Raw genomic sequence first — 22055 nt, forward strand, 5'->3', positions numbered from 1 at the left:
GGCGTTTCGCCGTGACCTGCCGATCCCGCAGGCGCCGGGTTCGCAGTTCCTCGACACGACGCTGTGGATGCTCTCGCGATGAGATCACAAGCGTCCGTGTCACCCCCTCCCGAATCGGTCGAGGCGGCCAGCCAGGCCGGGCTTCGCTACGTTTGCGACGATCATCCCGGTATCGCCCGTCTGCGGGCCGGCAAGGGCTTCCACTATCGCGATGCGGACGGCGATCGCGTCACCGATGCAAAGACCCTTGCGCGCATCCAGGCGCTGGCGATCCCGCCGGCCTGGACCGAGGTGTGGATCTGCCAGCGGGCGAACGGTCACCTGCAGGCGACCGGGCGCGACGCGCGCGGCCGCAAGCAGTACCGCTATCACGCCGACTGGAGCCGGATCCGCGGGGACGGCAAATTCGATCGCATCGTCGAGTTCGGGGCGGCCTTGCCCAGGTTGCGCCGGCACCTGCGCAAGGACCTTGGCGAACCGGGTTTCGGGCGCGACAAGGTATTGGCGATCGTCGTCGCGCTGCTGGCCGATACGCTGGTGCGGATCGGCAATGACCGCTATGCGCGCAGCAATCGCTCCTTCGGCCTGACAACCCTGCGCAACCGCCATATCGCCTTCCTGCGCGGCGGCCGCGCGCGCCTGAGCTTCCGCGGCAAGGGCGGTCAGGAGCATGAGATCGAACTTGACGATGCGCGACTGGCGAAGCTGGTCAAGCGTTGCCAGCAACTGCCGGGGCAGGCACTGTTCCAGTACCGCGACGACGACGGCAGCATCCAGCCGGTCGATTCTGGCGCTGTGAATGACTATCTCCACCGCCGCCTGGGCAACGGCTTCAGCGCCAAGGACTTCCGCACCTGGGGCGGCACGCTGATCGCGTTTCGTGAGTTGGCAGGCACGCCTGTGCCCGAGCCCGGACCCGGCGGCGAGCCCAGCGAGCGCGCCCTCGCCCAGGCGCGCAACGCGGTGATCAAGCAGGTCGCCGAGGAACTGGGTAACACCCCGGCGGTGTGTCGCAAGGCCTACATCGACCCGGTGGTCTTTGATGGCTGGGAGCAGGGCCGGCTGCAGCGTGCCGCCGCCAATGCGCGCGGCGCCCGCCAATGGGAACGCGCTGCGCTGAAGTTCCTCAAGCGCGAGCACAAGCGGGCGCGCTAGCACAATCCTTCACCCGGTGTGGTCGCCGACCACGCGACACTCGGCGTCCCGTGTGGAGAAACCACCATGGCGACATGCGATGTCTGCGGCAACGACTACGACAAGAGCTTCACCGTGAAAACCGTCGACGGCGGCGGAACGTTCGACTCGTTCGAATGCGCGATCCATGCGCTCGCCCCGAACTGTTCCCACTGCAAGTGCAAGATCATCGGCCACGGCAGTGAGCATGACGGCAAGATGTACTGCTGCGCGCATTGCGCCCGCAAGTCCGGCGTCATCGGCCTGGACGATCGGGTCTGAGACGAGGCAGCCCTGCGCTGAAGCGACCCTGCGCTGAAGCCGCTCTCAGGGACCGCTGTAGCTCGCTTCGCTGTCCGGCGGCGGCTCGATGGCATTCTCGAGCGCTTTCATCGCTTCGGCCGCCAGCGGCAGCAGCGCCCAGAAGGCCACGTTGCGCTCGCGCCATTCAAGCGCTGCCTCATTGAGGATCGCCACCAAGGTGTCGAACTCCTCCGGCTGCGCGGCGCGCCAGGCGCCGCTATTCGCGATCAGCAGCATGTAGCCCGGCGCCAGCAACCACGACAGGTCACCGAGGCAATCGGCCAGCGCATCCCAGTTGCCGCCAAACCAGCCTGGGAATGACAGTCCCCTGGCGATCCGCTCAAGCGCGTCCGCTTTCTCGGTGCAGCCCGCCAGATCGATTCGCGCGATCGCAAAATCCAGTGACGCGGCGGCCTCCGCCATGGGGCCACTGTCGCGATCATCAATGAAGAACGCCCGGGCCTGATCGGGCTCGAGCAGCAACGCACGGATGTCGGTGGGCATCACGGGGTTACCTCGAATGGGCGGAAGCTGCCGTAGTGGTCGTCGGTGTAGAAGTACTCCGTCGGCGGATCGCCGCCGGTGACGATCCGCCGCGCGCCCCGGTCGGCTGCGCCCGGCGACGGGACGGTGTATTCGCGGTAGTGGCCGCGCGGCCGCTGCGGCAGGAGTCGCTCGCGATTCTGGAAGACGCCGTCGTCCTGGCGATACGCGTACGGCCCGCCGCGCGCGATCGCGTCCAGCACGGGGTGGGCCTCTGCGGGCAGGAACGCGGGATACCGAGGTTGCCCAACCTTCGCCGGAGCGGGCGCGGCAGTGGGTGAGTTGGCGGAGGCAACCGGATCGCCTTCCCTCGCAGGTGATTGAACCGTCGGCGGGGACGGCAAGACGGGCGCTTGGCGATACTGGCTCCACGACCACAAGCCGGCCACGATTACAGCGGCGACCAGCCACAACCGAGTGCGGTCCATCAGGCACTTCCTTGGTGATTTGACCGGCAGAGTCTACTGCCTGATCGGTGCCGGGCTATCGCGGCGATGGACTCAACCGCAGGTTGCCTGGTTGATCGCGCCGGCGCTGTTGACGTGCAGGTTGAGGCGGTCGCCGCGATAGTCCAGCGTTACTGCCATGCCGGGCTCGATTACCCGGACGGCGCGGCTGTAGCTTTCGAACTGGGCGCGCTCGACCACTTCCGGGGTGGCGGCCTGGCCGATCACCCAGCCGATCGTATCCGTGGTGCAGGAATCCGGCCGCTGCTGGGCCATTGGTGGCGGCATCGTGGTGCAGGCGGCTGCGACAAGAACGAGTGCGGAGGCGGACAGTGCGGCGCGGATCATTGGCTTCTCCATTCGACGGGCGATCCTCCTGATCGTGCCCGCGGCGTCGTTAGGATGCGGTAAACACCTCGCCGGCAGCTTCCGCCTCAGCGTCCACCAGTCGCAGGATCAGCCTCGCCAGCGTCACCACGTCCTGGTGGTTGTGGGCGCACACCCGGCGCAGCAGCGAGGACGGGCCGCCGCGCAGGTAGGAAAGCCACGCCGCCGGTGCTTCCGAGCCGGGCAGGTCGTCCTCGCGGACGATGCCGAGCAGCTCGCGCTCGATGGTCGCCAGACGGCAGTTTTCCCAGACCCCGCGGTAGCGCCGTCGGGTCGGAAACAGCAGGTCGACGTGGTCCAGGCCGGTGATCGGATCGTCCATCCGTGCCAGCCGGTAGCGCGTCTTCAGCAGCGGCGCGTCGTAGCAGCGGCCGTTGTAGCTCGACAGGACGGTGTTCGGCCCGAGCCAGTCGGTGAAGGTCTGCAGCATCAAAGGCTCGGCGGCCAGGGTCGTGATCAGCAACTGGCGGATGCGCAGGCCGTCGCCATGGACCGGGTCATGATGCCAGTCGGCCGCACCGATCTGAAATGCACGGGTTCCGGTACCTCCGGCCAGACCGGTGGTCTCGGTGTCGAAAAAGAGCAGCTCGCGCGGATCAACCGCTTCGCCGTGGCGCTTGGCAAAGTCCAGCGCCAGCGTAGTGGCCGGCGCGGGGAAGGCGACGTGCGACTGGATCATGCGCAGGCCGGGTGCGATTTCCTCCCCCGGCAGCGCGCGGTCGATCGGGCCGGTGGGGTAATTCATGTAGGCGGGCTTGCGCTCGCGAACGCCCAGCAGCCGGCGCAGCGATTCGATCGATGTGTTGCGCGTCGGCGCAGGGCCGGCAGCGGCTGCGTCTACCGCTCGGGGAGCTGCCGCCGTCACTGCCGGCCGAGTTGGCGTCCCTCGGACCTGACCACCGGCCTGCCTCCGCAACGCGCGCAACTTGTCCGGATTGATGCTCACGCCTCGGTCGCCTCCAGTGATTCTTTAGCCTGCAGCAACTCCAGCACCCGCAGCGCCAGCGACTTGGGCGTGGCCTCGTCGCCGCCCTCGTCCGCCGCCAGGATGGGACCGACACAGGCCGGGCAGCCGGACCTGCAGTCGCAACGCCCGACCAGTTCGGACGCGCGCCGGACCAACTCGGCTTGGCGGTTCCACAGCGGCTCGCTGAGACCCACGCCGCCGGGGAAGTTGTCGTAGAGATAGATCGTCGGTACGAACTGGCGCACCTCGATCATCTCCTCGTTGGCGTGGGTCAGGCGGTGGTTGGTGTCCTCGTCATCCAGGATGCTGCTGTCCTCGATCCCGCGCAGGGTGCCGCGGCCTTTGTTGTCGGCAGTCGCAAACCACGCGCCATCGCCGTTGCCGATCGCCTTCTGCAGGTCGCGCGCGTCGGCCATCACCGCCACCGTGGCCACGACGTGGAGCGCGTAACCGGCGCCCAGGAAGCCGTCCAGCGCATCCTGCCGCGACGAAAACCACGCCAGCAGCGTCGCCTGCGGCAACTGCCACCAGGCCGCGGTGGTGTGCAGCTCCTGGTCGGGCAGGTTGACCGGGCCGTAGCCGATGTTCTCGTGGGTGTAGTAGCGGATCTTCTTGTACCCCGACACCCGGCGCACCACGTGCACCTCCCCGTGGCTGGCTTCGCCGCGGCCGGCCGCCTCGCCCTCGAAACGCTCCAGCACCTTCAGCTTGGTGTAGTCGATGGAGTCGGTGTAGTAGTCGACAAAGGTGCGCACCACGTAAGCCTTGCGGCCTTCCCAGTCCAGCCGCTCGACCTGGAAGGGCGTGGACTGGACCATGTGGATCGCGCCCTCGTACAGGGTCAGCGCGGCGGCCGAGTAGTCGACCTCGGCGATGATCTGCTGCTTGCCGCCGGTTTTGTCGACGACCACGAAGTTGCCATCGGCGACCGCACGCAGCGACACCGATCCGGCGGGATAGCTGTCGGCGATCCACTCCCAGCGATCGCCTTCCCTGTGCACCACGTCGGTCTCGGCCAGCGCCTCCAGGAACACGTCCGGATCGATCGGACCGAAGCCCTCGCCGACCACGAACGGCAGCTCGAAGGCCGCGCAGCGGATGTGGTCGAACAGGATCAGCGGCTGGTCCGGCGCGACGCGCGCGTGTTCCGGCGACGCATCGGCGAAGAAGTCCGGATGCCGCACCACGTACTGGTCCAGCGGCTGCGAGCTGGCGACCAGCACGCCCAGAGCCGGTTGCTGGCGACGACCGGCGCGGCCGAAGCGCTGCCAGGTCGCTGCCACCGAGCCCGGATAGCCGTTGAGCACCACCACGTCGAGCGCGCCGATGTCCACGCCCAGCTCCAGCGCGGAGGTCGAGATGATGCCGTCGATGTTGCCCACGCGCATGTCGCGCTCGGCCGCGCGGCGCTCGGTGGGCAGGTAACCGCCGCGATAGGCACGGATGCGGGCCGGCTTGCGCGGATCGTGGTCGAAGATGTCCTTCAGGTACTTGGTCAGTACCTCGACCATCAGCCGACTTTGCGCGAACACCAGCGTCTTCAGGCCGCTCTTGATCGCGATGCGGGCGATGCGGTTGCTCTGCGAACGCGCCGAGGCGCGCAGGCCCAGATCGGCGTTCACGACCGGCGGATTCCACAGCAGCACGTGCTTGTCGCCGCTGGGCGCACCGGACTCGGTGATGGCCGTGACCGGTGCTTCAATCAATGCCTCGCAGTGCGCCTGCGGGTTGCCGATGGTCGCCGAGCAGAGGATGAATTGCGGGCTGACGCCATAGAACGCGCAGATCCGCTTGAGCCGGCGCAGCACGTTGGTCACGTGACTGCCGAACACCCCGCGGTAGGTGTGCACCTCGTCGATGACGACATAGCGCAGGTTCTCGAAGAACTGCGCCCACTTGGTGTGATGCGGCAGGATCGCCTGGTGCAGCATGTCGGGGTTGCTGACCACGATATCGCCGTGCAGGCGGATCGCCTGGCGGGCGTCGCCGGGGGTATCGCCGTCGAAGGTGAACGCCTTGACCCCCAGGTCGCCGGCGCGATTGAGCTCCAGCAGTTCGGCGACCTGGTCCTGGGCGAGCGCCTTGGTCGGGAACAGGTACAGCGCCTTGGCCTTGCCCGTCATCGCCGCACTCATCACCGGCAGGGTGTAGCAAAGCGACTTGCCCGAGGCAGTCGGGGTCACGATGGCGACGTGCTCACCGCGCTGCGTGGCGTCCCACGCCTCGGCCTGGTGCGAGTACAGCTGCTCGATGCCGCGGTCCTTGAGTGCTGACTTCAATGCCGCCGGCACATCCTCCGGAATCGGCGCGTAGGCGCCCTCGCGACCGGGAATGGTAAAACTGCCGGTGATCCGGTCCGCGTAGCGCCGCTCCAGCCGCTGACCCAGCAATGCGCCATCGCGGGACGGGCGACCGTCGGTGGTCGACAGCGCCTGTTCGCTGGCGGCGGTGCGGGGAGCAAGAGCGTAGGACATGGCGGCCATCGTGATGAAAGGGCGCCATGGGAGCATGAGGCGGTCTCAGTGGGTGAGACGGTGGACCCGCCGCCGAAAGGTGGGCCACTTCCTACTCTCACCAGTGCGTGGTCCTCCAGCACATAGGACGATCCCGCGTCCTGCAGGACCACCCTGACCTCGGCCGGCTCAATGCCGCCACTATTCTATGACTATGCGGTTGCTGTCAGAAACCTTTACCTTATGCAGGACTATGTTGAAATCAGGAGGCGCTGTAGATTTAAATTCCGCGATATACGGAGCCGGCAGGAGATTAACAGCGTGCTTAGGATGGTCGCCACTGTCCGAAACCAATGAGATGTCGCTTAGACAGCTCTGCAAAAGTATGTGGTCCACAAGAGTCGCGGTTTTGCCGTCGATCCCGATCAGCAGTAGATAATCTTCATATCCAGCACCGCATCGCCCTTCCGGATTGTCGGCATCAGAACTCATCCGAACGATCGCTGAAAACGCGTGCAATCCGTCACGTGTGCGGAACTCGTCAGTCAGTGAGAATGCCTCTTCGGCTTCTGCCAGATAACTGATAAGTTCCTTGTCGGCGTAAAGGATATTTTCGTTTATCCGTGAATGCTCGTGCAGCGAAGGGTTCTTGTCATAGGAGATGTTAATTTCCGTCCCGGCTGGCAGGTGAAATATATAGTGCGGCAGTTGAGGATGTTGGACGCATCCTGCACAGAGTAATGCAATCGACAGGATTCTAGTCTTCATCGAGGTGATCTGCATAGCATATGCCGGTATATTTCCACTTGTTAGCCGCTGCCTTGTCTCTCTTGGGGTTTGCATACGTGGCCTTATCCCGAGTGCGCAGCTCTGCTGCTGTTTTACCTTCGTTCTCCGTATGTGTAATATCCCAACCTATATTGCCGGTTCTAGAGTCACAGAGGATATCTTCGTTACGCTCCCATTTTCCTGTCGCTTCGTTCCACCGATGATACGCACCCCCGTTCCAACGCGACCAAGTTTCCAACTCTAACTGTTTAGTCGTATAGGATCGCGAGTTCTTTCCCAAGAAGCTCTTGGCAGCCCTTTGTTTTTCTTGATACAAGGCGCAGCCGCCTTTGATATTTTCCTTCCAGTTCCATATTTGTTCGAAGTCTGGAACGGGGTTGGTCATCTGCGTGAGCCCATATCCTCCATCAAATGAAAGTAGAGGCTCGCCATCCGCCTCAATGAAGTTTTTGAAGGAGCTTTCTTTGTCGATTATTTTATCAAAGCCAGCCACATTGGATATTTCCTGCAAATAGCTCAGGACCCGTTCCGCTCCAGGGTTTTTTCCTCTTATGTGAACTGACCGTTCGAAGCTTTGAGTGCCGGCGTCAACCTTTACTGTTAGCTTTCCACCCACCACCTTTTCTCCGAGGTTGGCGATCCATTTTTTATCCTCTGAAGCATGCTTTCCACTTTCTGAAAGCGTTCGAATTGTTTTTTCTTTTCTCGCACCTGTTTCACGGGTACGCTGTCTGGCTTCCCAAGTGAGTTGCCATGACCATTTATAAGGTGCCGCCGCATCTGTCTCGATCTCAAATTGAATCGTTGGGAATACAGCGTCTTCACTTATAAAATAGACCTTCTGAGCGGTCGGCGAAATCCACTTTCCTTTATCTGTCGTAACTATCACCTTCACGAGCGAGTTGGGCTGCGAATTTGTAGCGGCTGATTGCGGCGCGGTCCGCGTGGACGGTGTCCTGATTTTATTCATCGGATGGTGATGTCCTTATCGTTCGATGGCGCAATAATGCTTAGCGTCAATCCTGTGACGCTTCGCGTGTATACTCTCTCGGTAAGGCCGTCGCTGTCCGTTACGCCTTCCCAATATTGTCCGTCCTGTCCGTCGATCCGATAATGAGCTCCGACTAGCGGGGTATTTCCGTCGTCGTTGACGACGCGGAACTGCTCGCTGAACATCTGGGCCAAGCTAATCGGGAGTGCCGGAATAGTATTTTCCGCCTTCGCCCCACCCGCAAACGGCACCTGCCCCGCCTTAACTCGAAACTCCCCTGGGCACGCGAACGTGATATCGCCACCCTCCAGCGTGATCCGCGTCTGACCGGCCTGCAGAATAATCTTCTCCTTGGCGAGCACGTCGATGCGCTCATCACTGGCGGTGATGGTGACCGACTGGTCCGCCAGTACCTCCAGTTTCCCCGTGTGGGCCTGCAGGCTGACCGGCCCGTCAGCGGCGATCGCCTTGATCGGGCCGCGCTGGGCGAACAGGGCCAGTTGGCCGCCGGCCACCCCCGCAAAGGTCTGGCCTGCGGCGATGTGGGCGTCCTGCTGGGTGGTCAGGTGCAGGTTGCCGCCGGCATACGCCAGTGCACTTTTGGGTGTTGCAAGGGCGATCGCATCCGGGCCTTCCACGAACATCAGCGGCGTGGCCAGCCGCTCGACAGGATCGCCGCCGTCACGCTGACCACCTGCGGGCTTGGTCGCGGCTTGGCCGTTTACGGCGCCGCTGTAATGGCCGTCCTGCTCGGGATCGACCGAGCCGAGGAGGTCGGTCTGGCGTTCGTTGGCGCGCAGCGGCGCGACCTGCGCGATGCCGACCGCGTCATCCAGCGCCTGCGCGGTGCGTTGCGCGCCTTTGAGCTGGGCGACGGCCTCCGTCACGTCCATCTGCGTCGATACACCGTCCGGCCGGCCGGTCGTCGAGAGCAGCATGCCCTGGCCGGCGCGCACGTTGGCCCAGCCCAGCGTCGCCAGATCGAAGCCCGATCCACGCACCCCGCTGCGGCGGGCGTTGTCGTGGTCGATCAGGTACCCCAGCTCCAGTCGGCTGTCGGCCAGGCTGGTGTGCAGGCGCTGGCGCAGCTGGCCGGGAGCGTCATCCATCACCCATTGCTGGGTATCACTGCCGTCCAGGCTCTGCGTGTGCAGGCCGCTGAGGGTGCCGGGGTGGTTGCTGGCATCGGCCAGGGCGAAGGGCGGGGCGACGTTGCCGTTGTAGAGCTGGCCGGTGATGACTGGCTGGTCGATGTCGCCGTGTAGGAACTCGACCAGAACCTCGCTGCCGACGCGGGGCAGGGCGTGGCTGCCCCAGTTGGGTCCGGCCATCCACTCGGCCACGCGCACCCAGGTGCCGCTGGTGTCATCGCCGGGGGCGTGGCCATCTGGATTGGCGTGGGAACCTGTGTCGGTCAGGCCGCCGGTGTTGGGCGCGGTGCCGCGTTGCCAGGGGAACTGGATCCGCACCTGATGGTCTCGGGTGGAGGTAACGGCCGATTCGGGAAGGCCGACCACCATCGCGGTCTGCAGCCCCGGAGCCGACGGTTTGTAGCGGGCGACCGGCACCACCGGGGTTCCCGAGGTAACGGCGAGAAACCGGTTGCGGTAGTTGCCGCGCTCGATATCGCCGGCGTGGCCCAGCAGTTCGACGACACCGCTGTCCAGGTTGTTCGCGGCGCGGTGCTCGATCACCAGCGGCAGGAACGCCTGCCCGGACAGGTCAGGGTGCTGGGTCAGGATGAAGCCAAAGCCTGCTGCCATGCTGCGCACGCTGCCGGCGCCGTGATGCACGCGCTGCGGCAGGCGCAACGCGTCAAGTTGCAGTGACGCGTGTTGATCGGCATCGCTGCGAGAGGCAAATCGACCGCTGCGCGGAGCCGAGAACGACTCCAGTGACGGAGCGTTCGGGCCGGCCGGTGCACCGGTGGCGACGGTCGCCACTGCCTCAACCTGTGCGGGCTGCCAACTGGCGGTGCCAACGATGCTGGCGGTCGTCTGGCGCTGCTCGCTGAACCGTTGGATCGCATCACTGGCCTCGGTCGCATCGCTGCGGTGGAAGCGCAGGGTGGGTTCCATCGCCTCCGGCACCGCCGCGTCGCGGTCGAACACCACCAGGGTGACCCCGCCCTCGCTGTCTTGGGCATGCTCGAAGCGCCACGCCAGTCCGGCATCGGCGAGCAGGCGGAACACAAAGGCGTGGTCGCTCTCGCGGTACTGGGTGGTGATCGGGTAGGTCGGCAGCGCCTGGGTGGCGTCCACGCGCAACGCGGCTTGCGGGTAGTCGTCCAGCACGCGCTCCAGCACGCCGAGTGCGTCCAGGTCCTGGAACACCAGTGCGTTGCGGCGCAGCTTCAAAAACGCGGTCCATGGCTCCATCACCAACCGGTAGCGGGCCAGTCCGCCGTCGCTGCCCAAGGGCAACACCCGGGTGCAGTGGCCGTGCCAGTGACGCAGGCCGCCATTGGCCAGACGCAACCGCAACGACATCGGCTGGCCGAGCAGGGCTCGCGCATCAAGAAAGGCGTCGGTGGACAGGCAGTCCACGGTGAAACGGAAATCGTCGCAGACCGCCTCGCGGCCTTCGAAGCGCTCGACCACCAGCGCGTCGGGCAGCGCGGTGGAGAGTTCGATCAGGCGCTCGTCCTGCGAGACCCTCGACAGCGCACGGGCGACAGACTGGATATCCATATCCATAGGTTTCTTCCACTTCCTGATGTGGGGCGCCCCGCTGATCCTGCGGGTGGTGTTGCGGGCGCTTCGAGGTCCATCCGGATCAGGGGCTCAGATTAGCACCACCGCCCGGGGATGGGATCGCAGCGGACCGCGCTCCCTCACAGTTCCGCCGCGCCGGCTCAACTACGGTTTTCCCACCCATCCAGTGTTTCGAGGATTTCATGCAGGGGACTTCAGACATCCGCGCCTACGTCGCGCGCGTGGTGATAGCGCTGGCGCTCGTCGGTGTGGCAGTGGTGCTCTGGCGATTGTCGAGCCTGGTCATGGTGGTGTTTGGCGCGGTGGTGGTGGCAGTGATGTTGCACGCACTGGTCGCCAAGACCGTCCGCCACACGCCCCTGTCGCAAGGAGCGGCGCTGACGGTGGTGCTGCTGTTGCTGGTGATTATCTTCTCGCTGCTGATGTGGTTGTTCGGCGCCCAGTTGGCAGGCGAGATGGAGTCGTTGAAGGCATCGCTGCCGCAGGCATGGGAGCAGTTCCAGTCGTGGCTCGCTGCCAGTCCTCTGGGGCCAACGGTGCAACAATTCAGCGAGCAGACGCAGTCGGATGCCGGCAACCTCGCCTCCAGGCTGGGCGCACTGGCGATGTCGGCCTCGGGGAACCTGACCCAACTGGTATTGATGGTGGCCGGCGGGATCTATCTGGCGGCCCAGCCCGACCTGTATCGCGTAGGGCTGCTGAAACTGTTCCCGGCCGACCGCCGGGCGCTGGTGGGTGATGCGCTGGACGCCAGCGGGCATGCGCTGAAGTCCTGGCTGATGGGCCAGGTGTTGGCGATGGTGGTGGTGGGGTGTTGACCGGCCTGGGGCTGTGGATGTTGGGCGTGCCCGTCGCACTGGGACTGGGCATCATCACCGCGTTGCTGGATTTCGTCCCGATCGCGGGGCCGGTGCTGGCGGCCATCCCTGCGGTCCTGCTGGGTTTCACGGTCAGCCCCCAGGTCGGATTCGGTGCGCTGGCGCTGTTCATCGTCATCCAGCAACTGGAAAGCCACGTGCTGCAGCCCTTGATCCAGCAGCGGGTGGTGGATCTGCCGCCGGCGCTGCTGTTGATTTCGCTGTTTGCGATCGGCGCGCTTTTCGGCCTGCCCGGCGTGGTGCTGGCCGCGCCGTTGACGGTTGTGATCTTTGTGCTGGTCAAGCGCCTCTATGTGCGCGAAGCGCTGGAGACCGACACCCATATCCCCGGTGATGGATAGTCATCCCGGATGGGTTCGGCACCGCTGGATGCGTGGAGGAAAAACGCCCGCCGGGAGAGAGGCCGGCGGGCGTTCGCCCTTGCTGCAGCGCTTTAGTTCTTTATCTGCACGTCATCGATGTAGACATTGACGTCGTACGCCGTGTTGGCGTGGTACAGCCAGATTGCATCCATCTTCACTGTGCTCGCGCTGATCGCACCGTTGCCGCCGACCCAGGCATTCCAGTTCGACGAGGTGGGCAGCGACCACGACACGTACGTCCACTTGTTGGCCGGAACCGACTTGCTGGTGGAGCGCTCGGTGCCGTCGCTGTCATCGATACCCACGCCCACGCTGGTGCCGGTACCGCCGGACCAGACCCAGAACCCGACGGTGCCGTTGGCGCGCGTCAGCGCCGTGTTGCTGCCTGGATTGCCGCTGCCCGAAAGCAGGCGTACCGCCCAGTTGGCCGAACTCGACTTGTTGTCCTTGAGCAGGACACGCAGCGAGCAGGAGCCGTTCTTGCGCGTGCTGCAGTCACGTGTCGCCGTGGAGGCGCTGGAGATGCCGGTGGTGCTACCGGAGTAGGCAGGGCTGGTGTTGAAGTGGCCGACACTGCTTTCGAAGCGGTCCAGGTACTTGACCGTGCCGCCGCCACCGCTGCCTGGATTCAACAGGCCGTAGTACTTGCTCCAGTTCCAGTTGATGCCCGGATCGGTGTGGGTCTGGCCGCTGTAGTGCTGGTGGCCCTTGATCTTGACGCTGGTGGGCAACACGTTGATGCCGCTGCTGGGGGCGCCCTTGTAGGCACTGCTGCAGGGGATGCTGCTGTATTTGGCGCAGAAGCTGCGGACCACGCCGGCGGAGGCGTTGTACATCGCGTTGGTATACCAGGAGCTGTTGTTGACGTAACCCTCGTGCTCGATACCCAGGGCGAAGCTGTTCTGGTTGCGCAGGTGCCAGGCGGTATGTGCGTTGCGGACCATCTGGGTGACCTGGCCGTCGGAGCTGCGGATAACGTAGTGCGCACTGACGTTCGAGCTGGAGTTCTTGAACCAGGAAATGGTGCCCGCGTAGCTGCCCTGTGCAGTATGGATCGCCACCGCGCTGACCGCCGCGGAGCGCGACGCGTTGTAGTTGGAGGAATGCGCGGCATTCCAGATCGCCGGGCCGTAGTCGGTGCTCTGGATGCCCGCATCCGGGCCCGAGCCAGACGTGCCCTTGACGGTGGGCCGGCCGTCAGCCGACTTGGCCCGAAGCGTCTCGCTGATCGGGTCGATCTCGAAGTCGGCGGTCTCGATGCGGTCATTGGCTACGTCCAGGCGCACCATCGGCGCGCGCTGCGTGATCAGCTGGTCCATGTCGAATGCGCGCTCCCATTCGATCGCGCGCTCCGGCACCACGATGCCGCGATCGTTGACGCCCCGGTCCTGCGCCAACAGCACGTCGTAGGCAAAGCTGGTTCGCGCGTAATCACCTACCGCGCTGGCGCGCGCCGCTTCCACCGGGGATGCCGAGAAGCCCGCGTAGCGCATCAGGGCCGGGCGGATCTCTTCAGGCGAGGGCGTGTTGCCACCGCGCTTGAGCCGCGAACGCGAGTCGGCCGCGGGGTGATCCTTGCGGATCTCCGCGTCCAGCAGCGCCGCGGCCGCGAGTACGTTGGTGCGGGCGTCGGTACGCACCAGCGCAGGCGAGACGCCGAGCAGCTGGGCGCCAGCGGTTACCTGGTCGGCGAAGCCCTGGCCGGCATACAGGCCCATCACGCCGTAGGCGGCGGGCATGTGATGGTGCGCTTCGGTCTGCGATTCGTTCGCGTCGGGCTGGATGTTCAGCCAGCGGCTCTGCACGTACGCGATCGACTCCAGGGTGCCTACCGGCACCGCCGGGTAGCGGGCGTAGGCTTCCTTGAAGTAGCGCTGGAATGCCAGCCGCTGTGGTCGCAGCGCGGCTTCCTCGACGTTCAGCTGTTCGACCAGCGCGGCCTCCTCCGGCAACGCGGTGGACTCCCCGGCGAAAGCGGTCGAGGCAAGAAGGCCGCTGATCGCGACCGACAGCAAAATCCGTGAATATCCCCTCATGATTCCCTGAACTCCGTGTGGTGTGCGTCCCCTGCCACCGCGTTATCGCGCGAGTCACTAAGCCAGGGTTCAGCAATTTTCGGATTCGGGCAGTGTGTCGCGTTCAGGTGGTCGGAATCCGCTGCAACGTTAGGGGAAACCCTTTGCTTGCTCCCCTGCTTTTGCCGCACCGCAACCATACCCTGCGCGAATAAACCGTATGGGTTGAGCCTTTGCCGGGATCGGGCCGAGCTACCCGGGGGGCTGCATCGCTTCAGGACGCAGCGCGCGCAACCGGCGTGTGCGCAGTTGCAACGGACTGGCCAGCCCGATCCCGCCCGGATCGTGAGCCGTGTAAAGCGTCACGTGAGGGGGCGGCACTGGCAGCTGGCGCCCCAGCAGGGCGCCCAACGTCTGGTGGAACCCGCGCATGGCGGGCAGGTCGATCAACTCGATGACCGACCGGCGAGAGGGCGCCTGGCAGTTCGTGATGCCTGCGGTGCAAGACGGGTACGCGAGTTCGACAAGCCGCCCCGTGCGCTCGAACCGCCACTCCCGCGCTGCCATCGCCCGGGTTATCTCCTCTTGCAGGAAGGCCGTCTCGAATGTCGCATTGAGCTCGGATCCCAGGCGCGAGCCGATGAGGGTGACATGCAGCTCGCGCTTTGGCGCATAGACGGTGTCATCCACGCGGACCGGACCCGACGGCGGCGGCCACAGTCCCGGATCGATGGGCAGCAGCAGCGTGTGTGGAGGAATGGCCAGGTCCATCCGGGGATCATGCCCGAGTCGCGCGCCAGGCTCTGCCACGCGCTGGACGCTGCGCAGCGAGCGGCGTCGCAGCCGACCGCGGTCATGACTGTGGCAGCGCGGAAGATGGTCCGTTTGGGTGCGGTCAAGCCTGACGCGGTCGCCGAGGCGGACAATGCAGGGTTGTTTCCGATGGATGCTCGCCGTGGCCCCTCGTATTTCGGCCGTTCCACAACGCCCCGCAGGTGAGAGCCGCTACGCCGTGATCGTGTTCGCACTGGCGCTGGGCGGCTTTGCCATAGGCACCAGTGAGTTCGCGATGATGGGTCTGATGCCCAACCTGGTGCAGGCCTTTGGCGTCAGCGAGCCACAGGTCGGCCACATGATCAGCGCCTATGCGCTCGGCGTGGTGGTGGGGGCGCCAGTGCTTGCCATCCTCGGTGCGCGGCTGCCGCGGCGCACCCTGTTGCTGGCGTTCATGGCGTTCTACGCGCTGGGCAACCTGGCCACCGCGCTTGCACCCACCTACGCCACGATGCTGGCGTTCCGCTTCATCGCCGGCCTGCCGCATGGGGCGTATTTCGGGGTCGCGATGCTGGTGGCGGCCGATATCGCCGGTCCGGCGCGACGTGGAGCCGCGGTGAGCCAGGTAATGCTGGGACTGTCGATCGCAATCCTGCTCGGCAATCCGCTCGCTACCTGGATGGGCCAGGTGCTGAGCTGGCGTTACACATTCGCCCTGGTAGCCCTGGTCGCGGTGATCACGGTGGCGATGATCGCCCGGCACCTGCGCAGCGTTCCGGTCGATCCCGACCAGTCTCCGCTGCGCGAGCTGCGCGCTTTCAACACCTCGCAGGTATGGCTGACCCTGCTGATCGGCGCCATCGGGTTTGCGGGTATGTTCTGCGTTTTCAGTTACCTCACCGCCACCTTGACCCATGTCACCGGCGTCAGCGACGGCTGGATACCGGTCGCCCTGGCGGTGTTCGGCGTGGGTTCGGTGATCGGCAACCTGGCCGGCGGTTGGCTGGTGGACCGCATGCAGTTCCGCGCCACTGCGGTGATCCTGATCTGGTCGGCGCTGGTGCTGGTGGTGTTCCCGCTCGCCGCCCACTCGCTGTGGACCATCCTCCCGGCGGTGCTGGCGATCGGGACCATGGGCGCACTGGGCCCGGCCCTGCAGACACGGTTGATGGACGTCGCCGGCGAGGCCCAGACCCTCGCCGCGGCGTCCAACCATGCCGCCTTCAACGCCGCCAACGCACTCGGTCCGTGGCTGGGCGGGCTGGCGATTACTGCCGGACTGGGTTGGACCTCCACCGGTTACGTCGGTGCCGCGACAGCCGTGGCCGGCCTGTTGATCTATCTCTGGGCGCGCCGGGACGACAACCGCAGCGGGGGCGTGTTGCTGGCGGACCAGGCCCAGCGCTGAGCAGTGGCGACTCGCGGGATCGTCCATCATGGGGCGCTCCCCACCGATGCCAGTCCGCAGCCATGTCCGACAAGTCATTGCCCGAAAAGCCGTTCTCACCCGCCTCCGAGCGCAACCGCGGCCCGATTCTGGAAGTGCTGCGCAAGGCGTTCGCCAACCGGCAACGCGTGCTGGAGATTGGCAGCGGCACCGGCCAGCATGCCGTGCACTTCGCCGCCGCGATGCCCTGGTTGACGTGGCAATGCACCGACCGCGGCGAATACCTCCCGGGCATCCGCCAGTGGCTGGACGACGCCGGGCTGGCCAACACGCCGCAACCGCGTCCGCTCGACGTCGACGACGCCCCCTGGGACGTGAGTAGCGACGTGGGCAGCGACGTGGGCAGCGACGCGGCCGGCTTTGACGCGGCCTTCAGCGCCAACACCCTGCACATCATGGGCTGGCCGCAGGTGCAGCAGTTTTTCAGCGGACTGGACGGCGCGCTGACGCCGAAGGCGACGTTGGTCGTATATGGACCCTTCAACTACGCCGGCGACTACACCAGCGACAGCAACCGCGAGTTCGACGGATGGCTGAAGGCGCGTGACCCGGCCTCTGGCATCCGCGATTTCGAGGCAGTCGATTCACTGGCCCGGTCCATCGGCATGCACCTTGTGGATGACGCGGCGATGCCGGCCAACAACCGCTGCGTCATCTGGGAGCGCGGATAATGGTGCGATCTCCGAACGCTTGCAGGCACCCGTCGTGAAACCAGTCATCCCGCGCGGCCCGGCCCCGATCTCCGGCCGCGGCCTGAGGCAAACCGGCTGGGGCCGCGTGCCCCTGCAAGCGGCCGCGCTCGCACTGGGCCTGGCCATCGCCGGCGGCGCGATGGCCCAGGAAGCGGTGTCTGCTGGCGCTGAGGTCGACGCCGAAGTCGTTCCTGCGCTGCCTACCTCGACAGTGCGCCTGGAGGCCGGTGAATACCTCTGGATGCCGGAAATGGCGCCGTCCGGCCCGGTCGTGCTGGTGATCAGCCTTCCCGAGCAATTGCTGCACGTCTACCGCAACGGCGTTCGTATCGGCGTGTCCACCGTGAGCACCGGCAAGGCGGGCCACGAGACCCCGACCGGGGTCTTCTCGATCCTGCAGAAGCGCAAGGAGCATTACTCCAACCTCTACAACAACGCGCCGATGCCCTACATGCAACGGCTGACCTGGGATGGGATCGCCCTGCACGCGGGCAGCCTGCCCGGTTATCCGGCGTCCCATGGCTGTGTGCGACTGCCGTTCGACTTCTCGCAGAAACTCTACGGCGTCACTGCCAACGGCATGACGGTGGTGGTGGCCAACGAGTCCTCGCACTCGCCCGCGGTCTCGTCACCTGGTTGGTTCGCACCGGTGGACGCCGGCACCGGCGAGGTCCGCGGCCAGCGCATCGAGTTCGGCGATATCGGTCCGGGCGAGTACAGCTGGAATCCCGAGCGCGCACCCGACGGTGCACTCACGCTCGTACTGAGCGTGGCCGACCAGCAACTGGTGGCGATGCGCAACGGGGTCGAGATCGGCCGCGCGAGCGTGACGACCCGGGATACGCAGATTCCCGGCACCCACGTGTACGTGATGCTGGACGGCGAGGAGCCGACGGCCAGCACCGTGGTCGCGGACCGGTCGGCGCTGCGCTGGCTGGAAGTGGCCAGCATCGGCGGCGATGAAACGCCCGATGCGCCCGGTGTGGCGACGCGCCTGGGCGATGGCGGCCTGCAGGTTCCCCCGGCGTTTGCCGCCAACATCTACAACGCCCTGGAACCGGGAGCCACGGTCGTGGTGACCGGCGAGTCCATCCGCGGTACCACCCCTGCCGACCTCACCGTGATCCGCGCCGACGAAGACCCGACTGCGCCACCGCCCAAGGGAAAGTGAGCAAACCCCAGCCGGGATCATCACCCGCTATTCAGGCGCGATCGGCTCCCGCCCCGTATCCTGCCACCCATGCCTCGCCTCCCTGCCTCTTTCCTGCTGGCCTGCGCCGCAGCCGTCGCCGTGTGTTCAGCCGGCTCGCGCCCCGTGGTCGCCAGCCCCGCGCTTGCCGCGCACGCGCCTGCCTCCGCCCCGCATCCTTCGGCCTCGCCCCGGCTTGAGGCGTTGATGGCCAAGCCGGAAGCAGCAGCCGGGCCGGCGTCGGCTTCGCGCCTGCTGGAACGCCTGCACGCAGCCGCTCCGGAGATGGATCCGGGCGTGTTGGCACTCGCTCTGGAAGCGCGCTCGTGCGCGCTGGACAGCGGTACCGCCGCCGGCAACCGGCTGGCGGTGATCGACTACTCGCTGCCCTCCACCCAGAAGCGCATGTGGGTGTTCGACGTCGAGCAACCGGGACTGCTGTATGCCGAGCACGTGGCCCACGGGCAGGGCAGCGGCGAAAACATGTCCAACCGATTCAGCAACGTGGATGGCAGCCACCAGACCAGCCTTGGCCTGTTCCGGACCGCCGAGACCTACGTGGGGGGCAACGGCTACTCCCTGCGCATGGACGGTCTGGAGCCAGGCGTGAACGACAACGCCCGTGACCGTCTGATCGTCATTCATGGCGCACCGTACGTGAATCCCGAACAGGCCCAGCGGCAGGGCCGCCTGGGACGCAGTTACGGGTGCCCCGCGCTGCGCCCGCAGGTCGCGCGCGAAGTCATCGATACCATCAAGAACGATCAGCTGGTATTTGCCTACTACCCCGACGATCCGTGGTTGAAAGGCTCGCGCTACTTCGGCTGCGGTGGCCGCACTGCCCGCCAGATCCTGGCGGACGCGCGCAACGAGGCCTCGAGCGGCGATGCGGTGGCCAGCGCGGCCGCCGGCAGCCAGGCGGCCTCGGCAACGCTCTGATCCGGGGTTCACCGCCCTTCGACCGGGCGAGAGCCACGATGGACGCATTGACGTTCATGGAGTGGCAGGATGAAAACCGACGGCCCGGTATTTGGTGAGAAGTCGCTGAGCAAGCTGGCAGCGGTGTTCGACTCCCGCGAGCAGGCCGAGGACGTCGCGGCGCGACTGCGTCAGCAATTCAACCTCGATGGCGCGCAACTGCAGGTCATCTCGCCGGAGGACCCCCACCCGGGGCGCAAGATTGAGCCGGAAAGCCGCGGCATCCGCCAGACCGCCATCAAGGCGCACATCACCTTTGCGATCCTCGGGATCATCGCCGGGCTTGTCATCTTCGCCATCCTCCGCGGCATGCACATCACCGCGGTGACGTCCTCGCCATTGGCAGTCGCCGGGGTGCTGGTGTTTTTCGGCGCGGTGTTCGGCCTGTTTGCCGGCGGCCTGATCACCCTGCGACCGGATCAGGACCATGTGGTGATGAAGGTACGCGAGGCGCTGGACAGCGGCCGCTTCGTGATTGTCGCCAGTCCGACCGATCACTCCCAGCGCGGACAGCTCTCGGACGCGCTGCGCACCGAATCCGGCGACGTGGCTGGCAGCCTGTGACACAGTCCCGACGTCCTCGGGAGTCCTGCTGATGGTGTTTCGTATCTCGGTGGTATTGCTGGCCCTGCTGGCGCTGGGAGGTGTGTTCGCGCCTGAGGCATTTGGCGAGTTCAGCTCACGCGCACAAGCACTTACGCTTTCCGGCGCCGGCTGGTTCTATCTGGTGGTCGTATTCGTTGCGCTGGTGTTCCTGCTCTACCTGGCCGTGAGCCCGATGGGCGCGCTGCGGATCGGTGGGGTGGATGCGGAGCCTGAATTCAGCCGCCGCTCCTGGTTTGCCATGCTGTTTTCCGCCGGTATGGGCATCGGACTGGTGTTCTTCGGTGCCGCCGAACCGCTCTCGCATTTCCAGCGTCCGCCGGAAGGCATCGAGCCGCAGAGCCTGGAGGCTGCACGCGCGTCGCTGCGCTATGTCTTCTTTCACTGGGGACTGCATCCGTGGGCGATCTATGCCCTGATGGGCCTGGCGATGGCGTGGTTCCAGTTCAACCGCAAGTCGCGCGGCCTGATCAGTGACCTGCTGGAACCCCTGATCGGCGAGCGCCACTCCCAGGGGGCGGTGGGCAAGGCGATCGACGTGCTGGCGGTGGTGGCCACCGCGATCGGCGTGGCGACCACGCTGGGCTTCGGCGCCATGCAGATCAGCGCCGGCCTCAGCCACGTGACCACGGCGCCGGCCGGTTTCGCCACCCAGGCGGTGATCATCGCAGTGGCGTTCGTGCTGTACATGGCCTCCAGTGCGACCGGCCTGTCTCGCGGCATCAAGTGGTTGTCCAACTTCAACATGGCGGTGGCGGCGTTGTTGCTGGCCCTGGTGATCGTGCTCGGCCCCACCGCCTTTATTTTCGAATCGCTCACCACCACTCTCGGCGCCTACCTCAACCAGCTGCCGGCGATGAGCCTGCACATGACGCCGTTCTCCCAGCGCGCCTGGGTCGGCGACTGGACGATCTTCTACTGGGCCTGGTGGATCGCCTGGGCGCCGTTCGTTGGGGCGTTCTTTGCGAAGATCTCCTACGGCCGCACGGTGCGCGAGTTCGTGTTCGGCGTGGTCTGCGGGCCGGCGCTGGTGAGCTTCCTCTGGTTCGCCGCGTTCGGTGCGACCGTGCTCTACCAGCAGATGTTCCAGGGCGCGGACCAGCTGGCCGCGCTCAGCCTGGGCATCGAGCACGTGCTGTTTGCGATGGCCGACCTGCTGCCGCTGTCGTCGGTCATCTCGTGGGTGGCGATCGTGCTGCTGCTGAGCTTCTTCGTCACCTCCGCCGACTCCGCCACGCTGGTGCTGGCGAGCATGTCCAGTGAGTCCGCCGGCGATCCGCCGCTGGCAAGGAAGGTGGTCTGGGGCGTGCTGCAGTCGGTAATCGCGGTGGCCCTGCTGGCGGCGGGCGGACTGGAAGCGCTGCAGGCCGTCATCATCGTCGCCGCGCTGCCCTTCGCGGTGCTGCTGGCGGCGATCATGGTCTCCTTGAACCGGACGCTGAGCGAGGAGAAGCGCATGCATGAGCGCCACGATCGGGAGGTCCGCCGCGCGGAAGTACGCTGGCTGAAGCAAGAGCGTGAGCGGATGGAGAAGGCCCGGCAGGGGACCGGCGATCCGTAGCGCGGCAGGGGCGCCGGAAAGCGCGGGCGCGCGGAATAATGCCCTCAGGAGCAGATGGGATGTAGCGGGAGGACCATGTGGGCGCGAGTGCAGGCCGCGCGGATCAGTAGTCCGGGTCGACGTTGGCTTCCAGCGGCACCTGGTGCGCTTTCAGCCAGGCCACGACCTCGCGGCGCTCAGCCAGCGCGCGCTCGTTGAGAGCGTTGCGCGGCGGGTAGGAGAAGTAATACGCCTGGAAGCTGGCGCCGCCCGAGTTGGTGGCCAGCGGGTCTGCACCCGCCTCCAGCAGCATCAGGATCGCCGCGCCGGCGTTGGTGCGGGCGGCGACGTGCAGGGGACGATCGCCATTGTTGTCACCCAGTTGCGGGTCGGCGCCGGCATCCAGCAGGATGCGGACGTTGTCCAGGTGGAGTCCGCGCAGGGCACGTGATAGCGGGGTGGACGCGGTGGCGGGATTGCGGACGTTGGGGTCCCCACCGTGGGCGAGCACGGCATTCAGGAAAGCCGGATCGCCGACAAACGCTGCGGCGTGCACCGGGGTTTCACCACCCCCGCCGGGCTGGTTGGGATCCGCGCCGCCGTCCAGCAGCGCCTGGGTCGCGGCGAGTTTCTCCGCACCAATGGCTGCCACCAGCAGCGTGGCACCGTCTGCACCCGGCGTGTTGGGGTCGACACTGGCGAGCTGGCGCTTGATCTCTGCGCTGTCGCCGCTGACGACCGCCTGGGCAAGCGGCTCAAGGCTGGAGTTGGCGAAGGCTTCATTGCTCATGGACTGTGGATCGCACCCGGT

Annotated in this window: 19 protein-coding genes and 1 pseudogene; 9 read left to right on the plus strand and 11 right to left on the minus strand. The window is 65.9% G+C overall.

Translation table 11 applies throughout. The features are described from left to right. The first annotated feature begins 78 nt into the window (after positions 1–78). A complete protein-coding gene (locus INQ42_RS00220; RefSeq protein WP_194034650.1) occupies positions 79–1155 on the plus strand; it encodes a DNA topoisomerase IB in 1077 nt (358 codons plus the stop codon). 66 nt (positions 1156–1221) lie between these two features. Continuing rightward, a complete protein-coding gene (locus INQ42_RS00225) occupies positions 1222–1455 on the plus strand; it encodes a hypothetical protein (protein WP_043959391.1) in 234 nt (77 codons plus the stop codon). 45 nt (positions 1456–1500) lie between these two features. Here INQ42_RS00225 and INQ42_RS00230 read toward each other — a convergent pair whose 3' ends face one another. From INQ42_RS00230 to INQ42_RS00265, 8 genes are all read right to left on the minus strand, one after another. Beyond that, positions 1501–1980: a barstar family protein gene (locus tag INQ42_RS00230; RefSeq protein WP_228064384.1), complete on the minus strand. Its 480-nt coding sequence runs from the start codon at positions 1978–1980 to the stop codon at positions 1501–1503. After that, complete coding sequence (locus tag INQ42_RS00235) at positions 1980–2447, minus strand: ribonuclease domain-containing protein (RefSeq protein ID WP_194034651.1); 468 nt, start codon at positions 2445–2447, stop codon at positions 1980–1982. Before INQ42_RS00235 ends, INQ42_RS00230 begins: the two co-directional genes overlap by 1 nt. Positions 2448–2519: 72 nt before the next feature. Continuing rightward, positions 2520–2813 carry an I78 family peptidase inhibitor gene (locus INQ42_RS00240; RefSeq protein ID WP_194034652.1) on the minus strand — a complete coding sequence of 98 codons (294 nt, stop codon included), beginning with the start codon at positions 2811–2813 and terminating at the stop codon, positions 2520–2522. 49 nt (positions 2814–2862) lie between these two features. Further along, on the minus strand, positions 2863–3798 hold the full coding sequence (locus INQ42_RS00245) for a ribonuclease H-like domain-containing protein (RefSeq protein ID WP_194034653.1): 936 nt from the start codon (positions 3796–3798) through the stop codon (positions 2863–2865). Continuing rightward, complete coding sequence (locus tag INQ42_RS00250; protein WP_194034654.1) at positions 3795–6293, minus strand: DEAD/DEAH box helicase; 2499 nt, start codon at positions 6291–6293, stop codon at positions 3795–3797. Before INQ42_RS00250 ends, INQ42_RS00245 begins: the two co-directional genes overlap by 4 nt. A gap of 180 nt (positions 6294–6473) precedes the next feature. Continuing rightward, positions 6474–7055, minus strand: coding sequence for a hypothetical protein (locus INQ42_RS00255; protein WP_194034655.1), 582 nt, complete (start codon positions 7053–7055; stop codon positions 6474–6476). Then, the gene (locus INQ42_RS00260; protein ID WP_194034656.1) at positions 7030–8031 is read right to left on the minus strand and encodes a hypothetical protein; all 1002 of its coding nucleotides are present in this window, start codon (positions 8029–8031) and stop codon (positions 7030–7032) included. The genes INQ42_RS00255 and INQ42_RS00260 overlap by 26 nt, the downstream gene beginning before the upstream one ends. After that, positions 8028–10748: a type VI secretion system Vgr family protein gene (locus INQ42_RS00265; RefSeq protein WP_228064385.1), complete on the minus strand. Its 2721-nt coding sequence runs from the start codon at positions 10746–10748 to the stop codon at positions 8028–8030. The genes INQ42_RS00260 and INQ42_RS00265 overlap by 4 nt, the downstream gene beginning before the upstream one ends. Positions 10749–11050: 302 nt before the next feature. On the opposite strand from INQ42_RS00265, the pseudogene INQ42_RS00270 reads away from it, so the two are divergent. Then, positions 11051–11985, plus strand: a pseudogene (locus tag INQ42_RS00270) (AI-2E family transporter). A gap of 92 nt (positions 11986–12077) precedes the next feature. Here INQ42_RS00270 and INQ42_RS00275 read toward each other — a convergent pair. Continuing rightward, on the minus strand, positions 12078–14042 hold the full coding sequence (locus tag INQ42_RS00275; RefSeq protein ID WP_228064386.1) for an N-acetylmuramoyl-L-alanine amidase: 1965 nt from the start codon (positions 14040–14042) through the stop codon (positions 12078–12080). A gap of 231 nt (positions 14043–14273) precedes the next feature. Further along, a complete protein-coding gene (locus INQ42_RS00280) occupies positions 14274–14792 on the minus strand; it encodes a hypothetical protein (RefSeq protein ID WP_194034657.1) in 519 nt (172 codons plus the stop codon). A gap of 175 nt (positions 14793–14967) precedes the next feature. On the opposite strand from INQ42_RS00280, the gene INQ42_RS00285 reads away from it, so the two are divergent. From INQ42_RS00285 to INQ42_RS00310, 6 genes are all read left to right on the plus strand, one after another. Further along, positions 14968–16203: an MFS transporter gene (locus INQ42_RS00285; protein ID WP_194034658.1), complete on the plus strand. Its 1236-nt coding sequence runs from the start codon at positions 14968–14970 to the stop codon at positions 16201–16203. Positions 16204–16265: 62 nt separating this feature from the next. After that, the gene (locus INQ42_RS00290) at positions 16266–16913 is read left to right on the plus strand and encodes a DUF938 domain-containing protein (RefSeq protein ID WP_194034659.1); all 648 of its coding nucleotides are present in this window, start codon (positions 16266–16268) and stop codon (positions 16911–16913) included. A gap of 34 nt (positions 16914–16947) precedes the next feature. Next, positions 16948–18105 (plus strand): L,D-transpeptidase, encoded by a 1158-nt coding sequence (locus INQ42_RS00295; protein WP_194034660.1) that lies wholly within the window; start codon positions 16948–16950, stop codon positions 18103–18105. 225 nt (positions 18106–18330) lie between these two features. Continuing rightward, positions 18331–19062, plus strand: coding sequence for a murein L,D-transpeptidase catalytic domain family protein (locus tag INQ42_RS00300; RefSeq protein WP_194035667.1), 732 nt, complete (start codon positions 18331–18333; stop codon positions 19060–19062). Positions 19063–19131: 69 nt separating this feature from the next. After that, on the plus strand, positions 19132–19665 hold the full coding sequence (locus tag INQ42_RS00305) for a riboflavin biosynthesis protein RibA (protein WP_194034661.1): 534 nt from the start codon (positions 19132–19134) through the stop codon (positions 19663–19665). A 31-nt stretch (positions 19666–19696) separates the two neighbouring features. After that, positions 19697–21265, plus strand: a complete 1569-nt coding sequence (locus INQ42_RS00310) for a BCCT family transporter (protein ID WP_194034662.1) — start codon at positions 19697–19699, stop codon at positions 21263–21265. Between the two features lie 103 nt (positions 21266–21368). On the opposite strand, the gene INQ42_RS00315 is transcribed toward INQ42_RS00310, so the two are convergent. Continuing rightward, positions 21369–22034, minus strand: coding sequence for an ankyrin repeat domain-containing protein (locus tag INQ42_RS00315; protein WP_194034663.1), 666 nt, complete (start codon positions 22032–22034; stop codon positions 21369–21371). Positions 22035–22055 lie beyond the last annotated feature (21 nt).

Source organism: Lysobacter avium (genome assembly GCF_015209745.1).
Classification (GTDB): Bacteria; Pseudomonadota; Gammaproteobacteria; order Xanthomonadales; family Xanthomonadaceae; genus Novilysobacter; species Novilysobacter avium.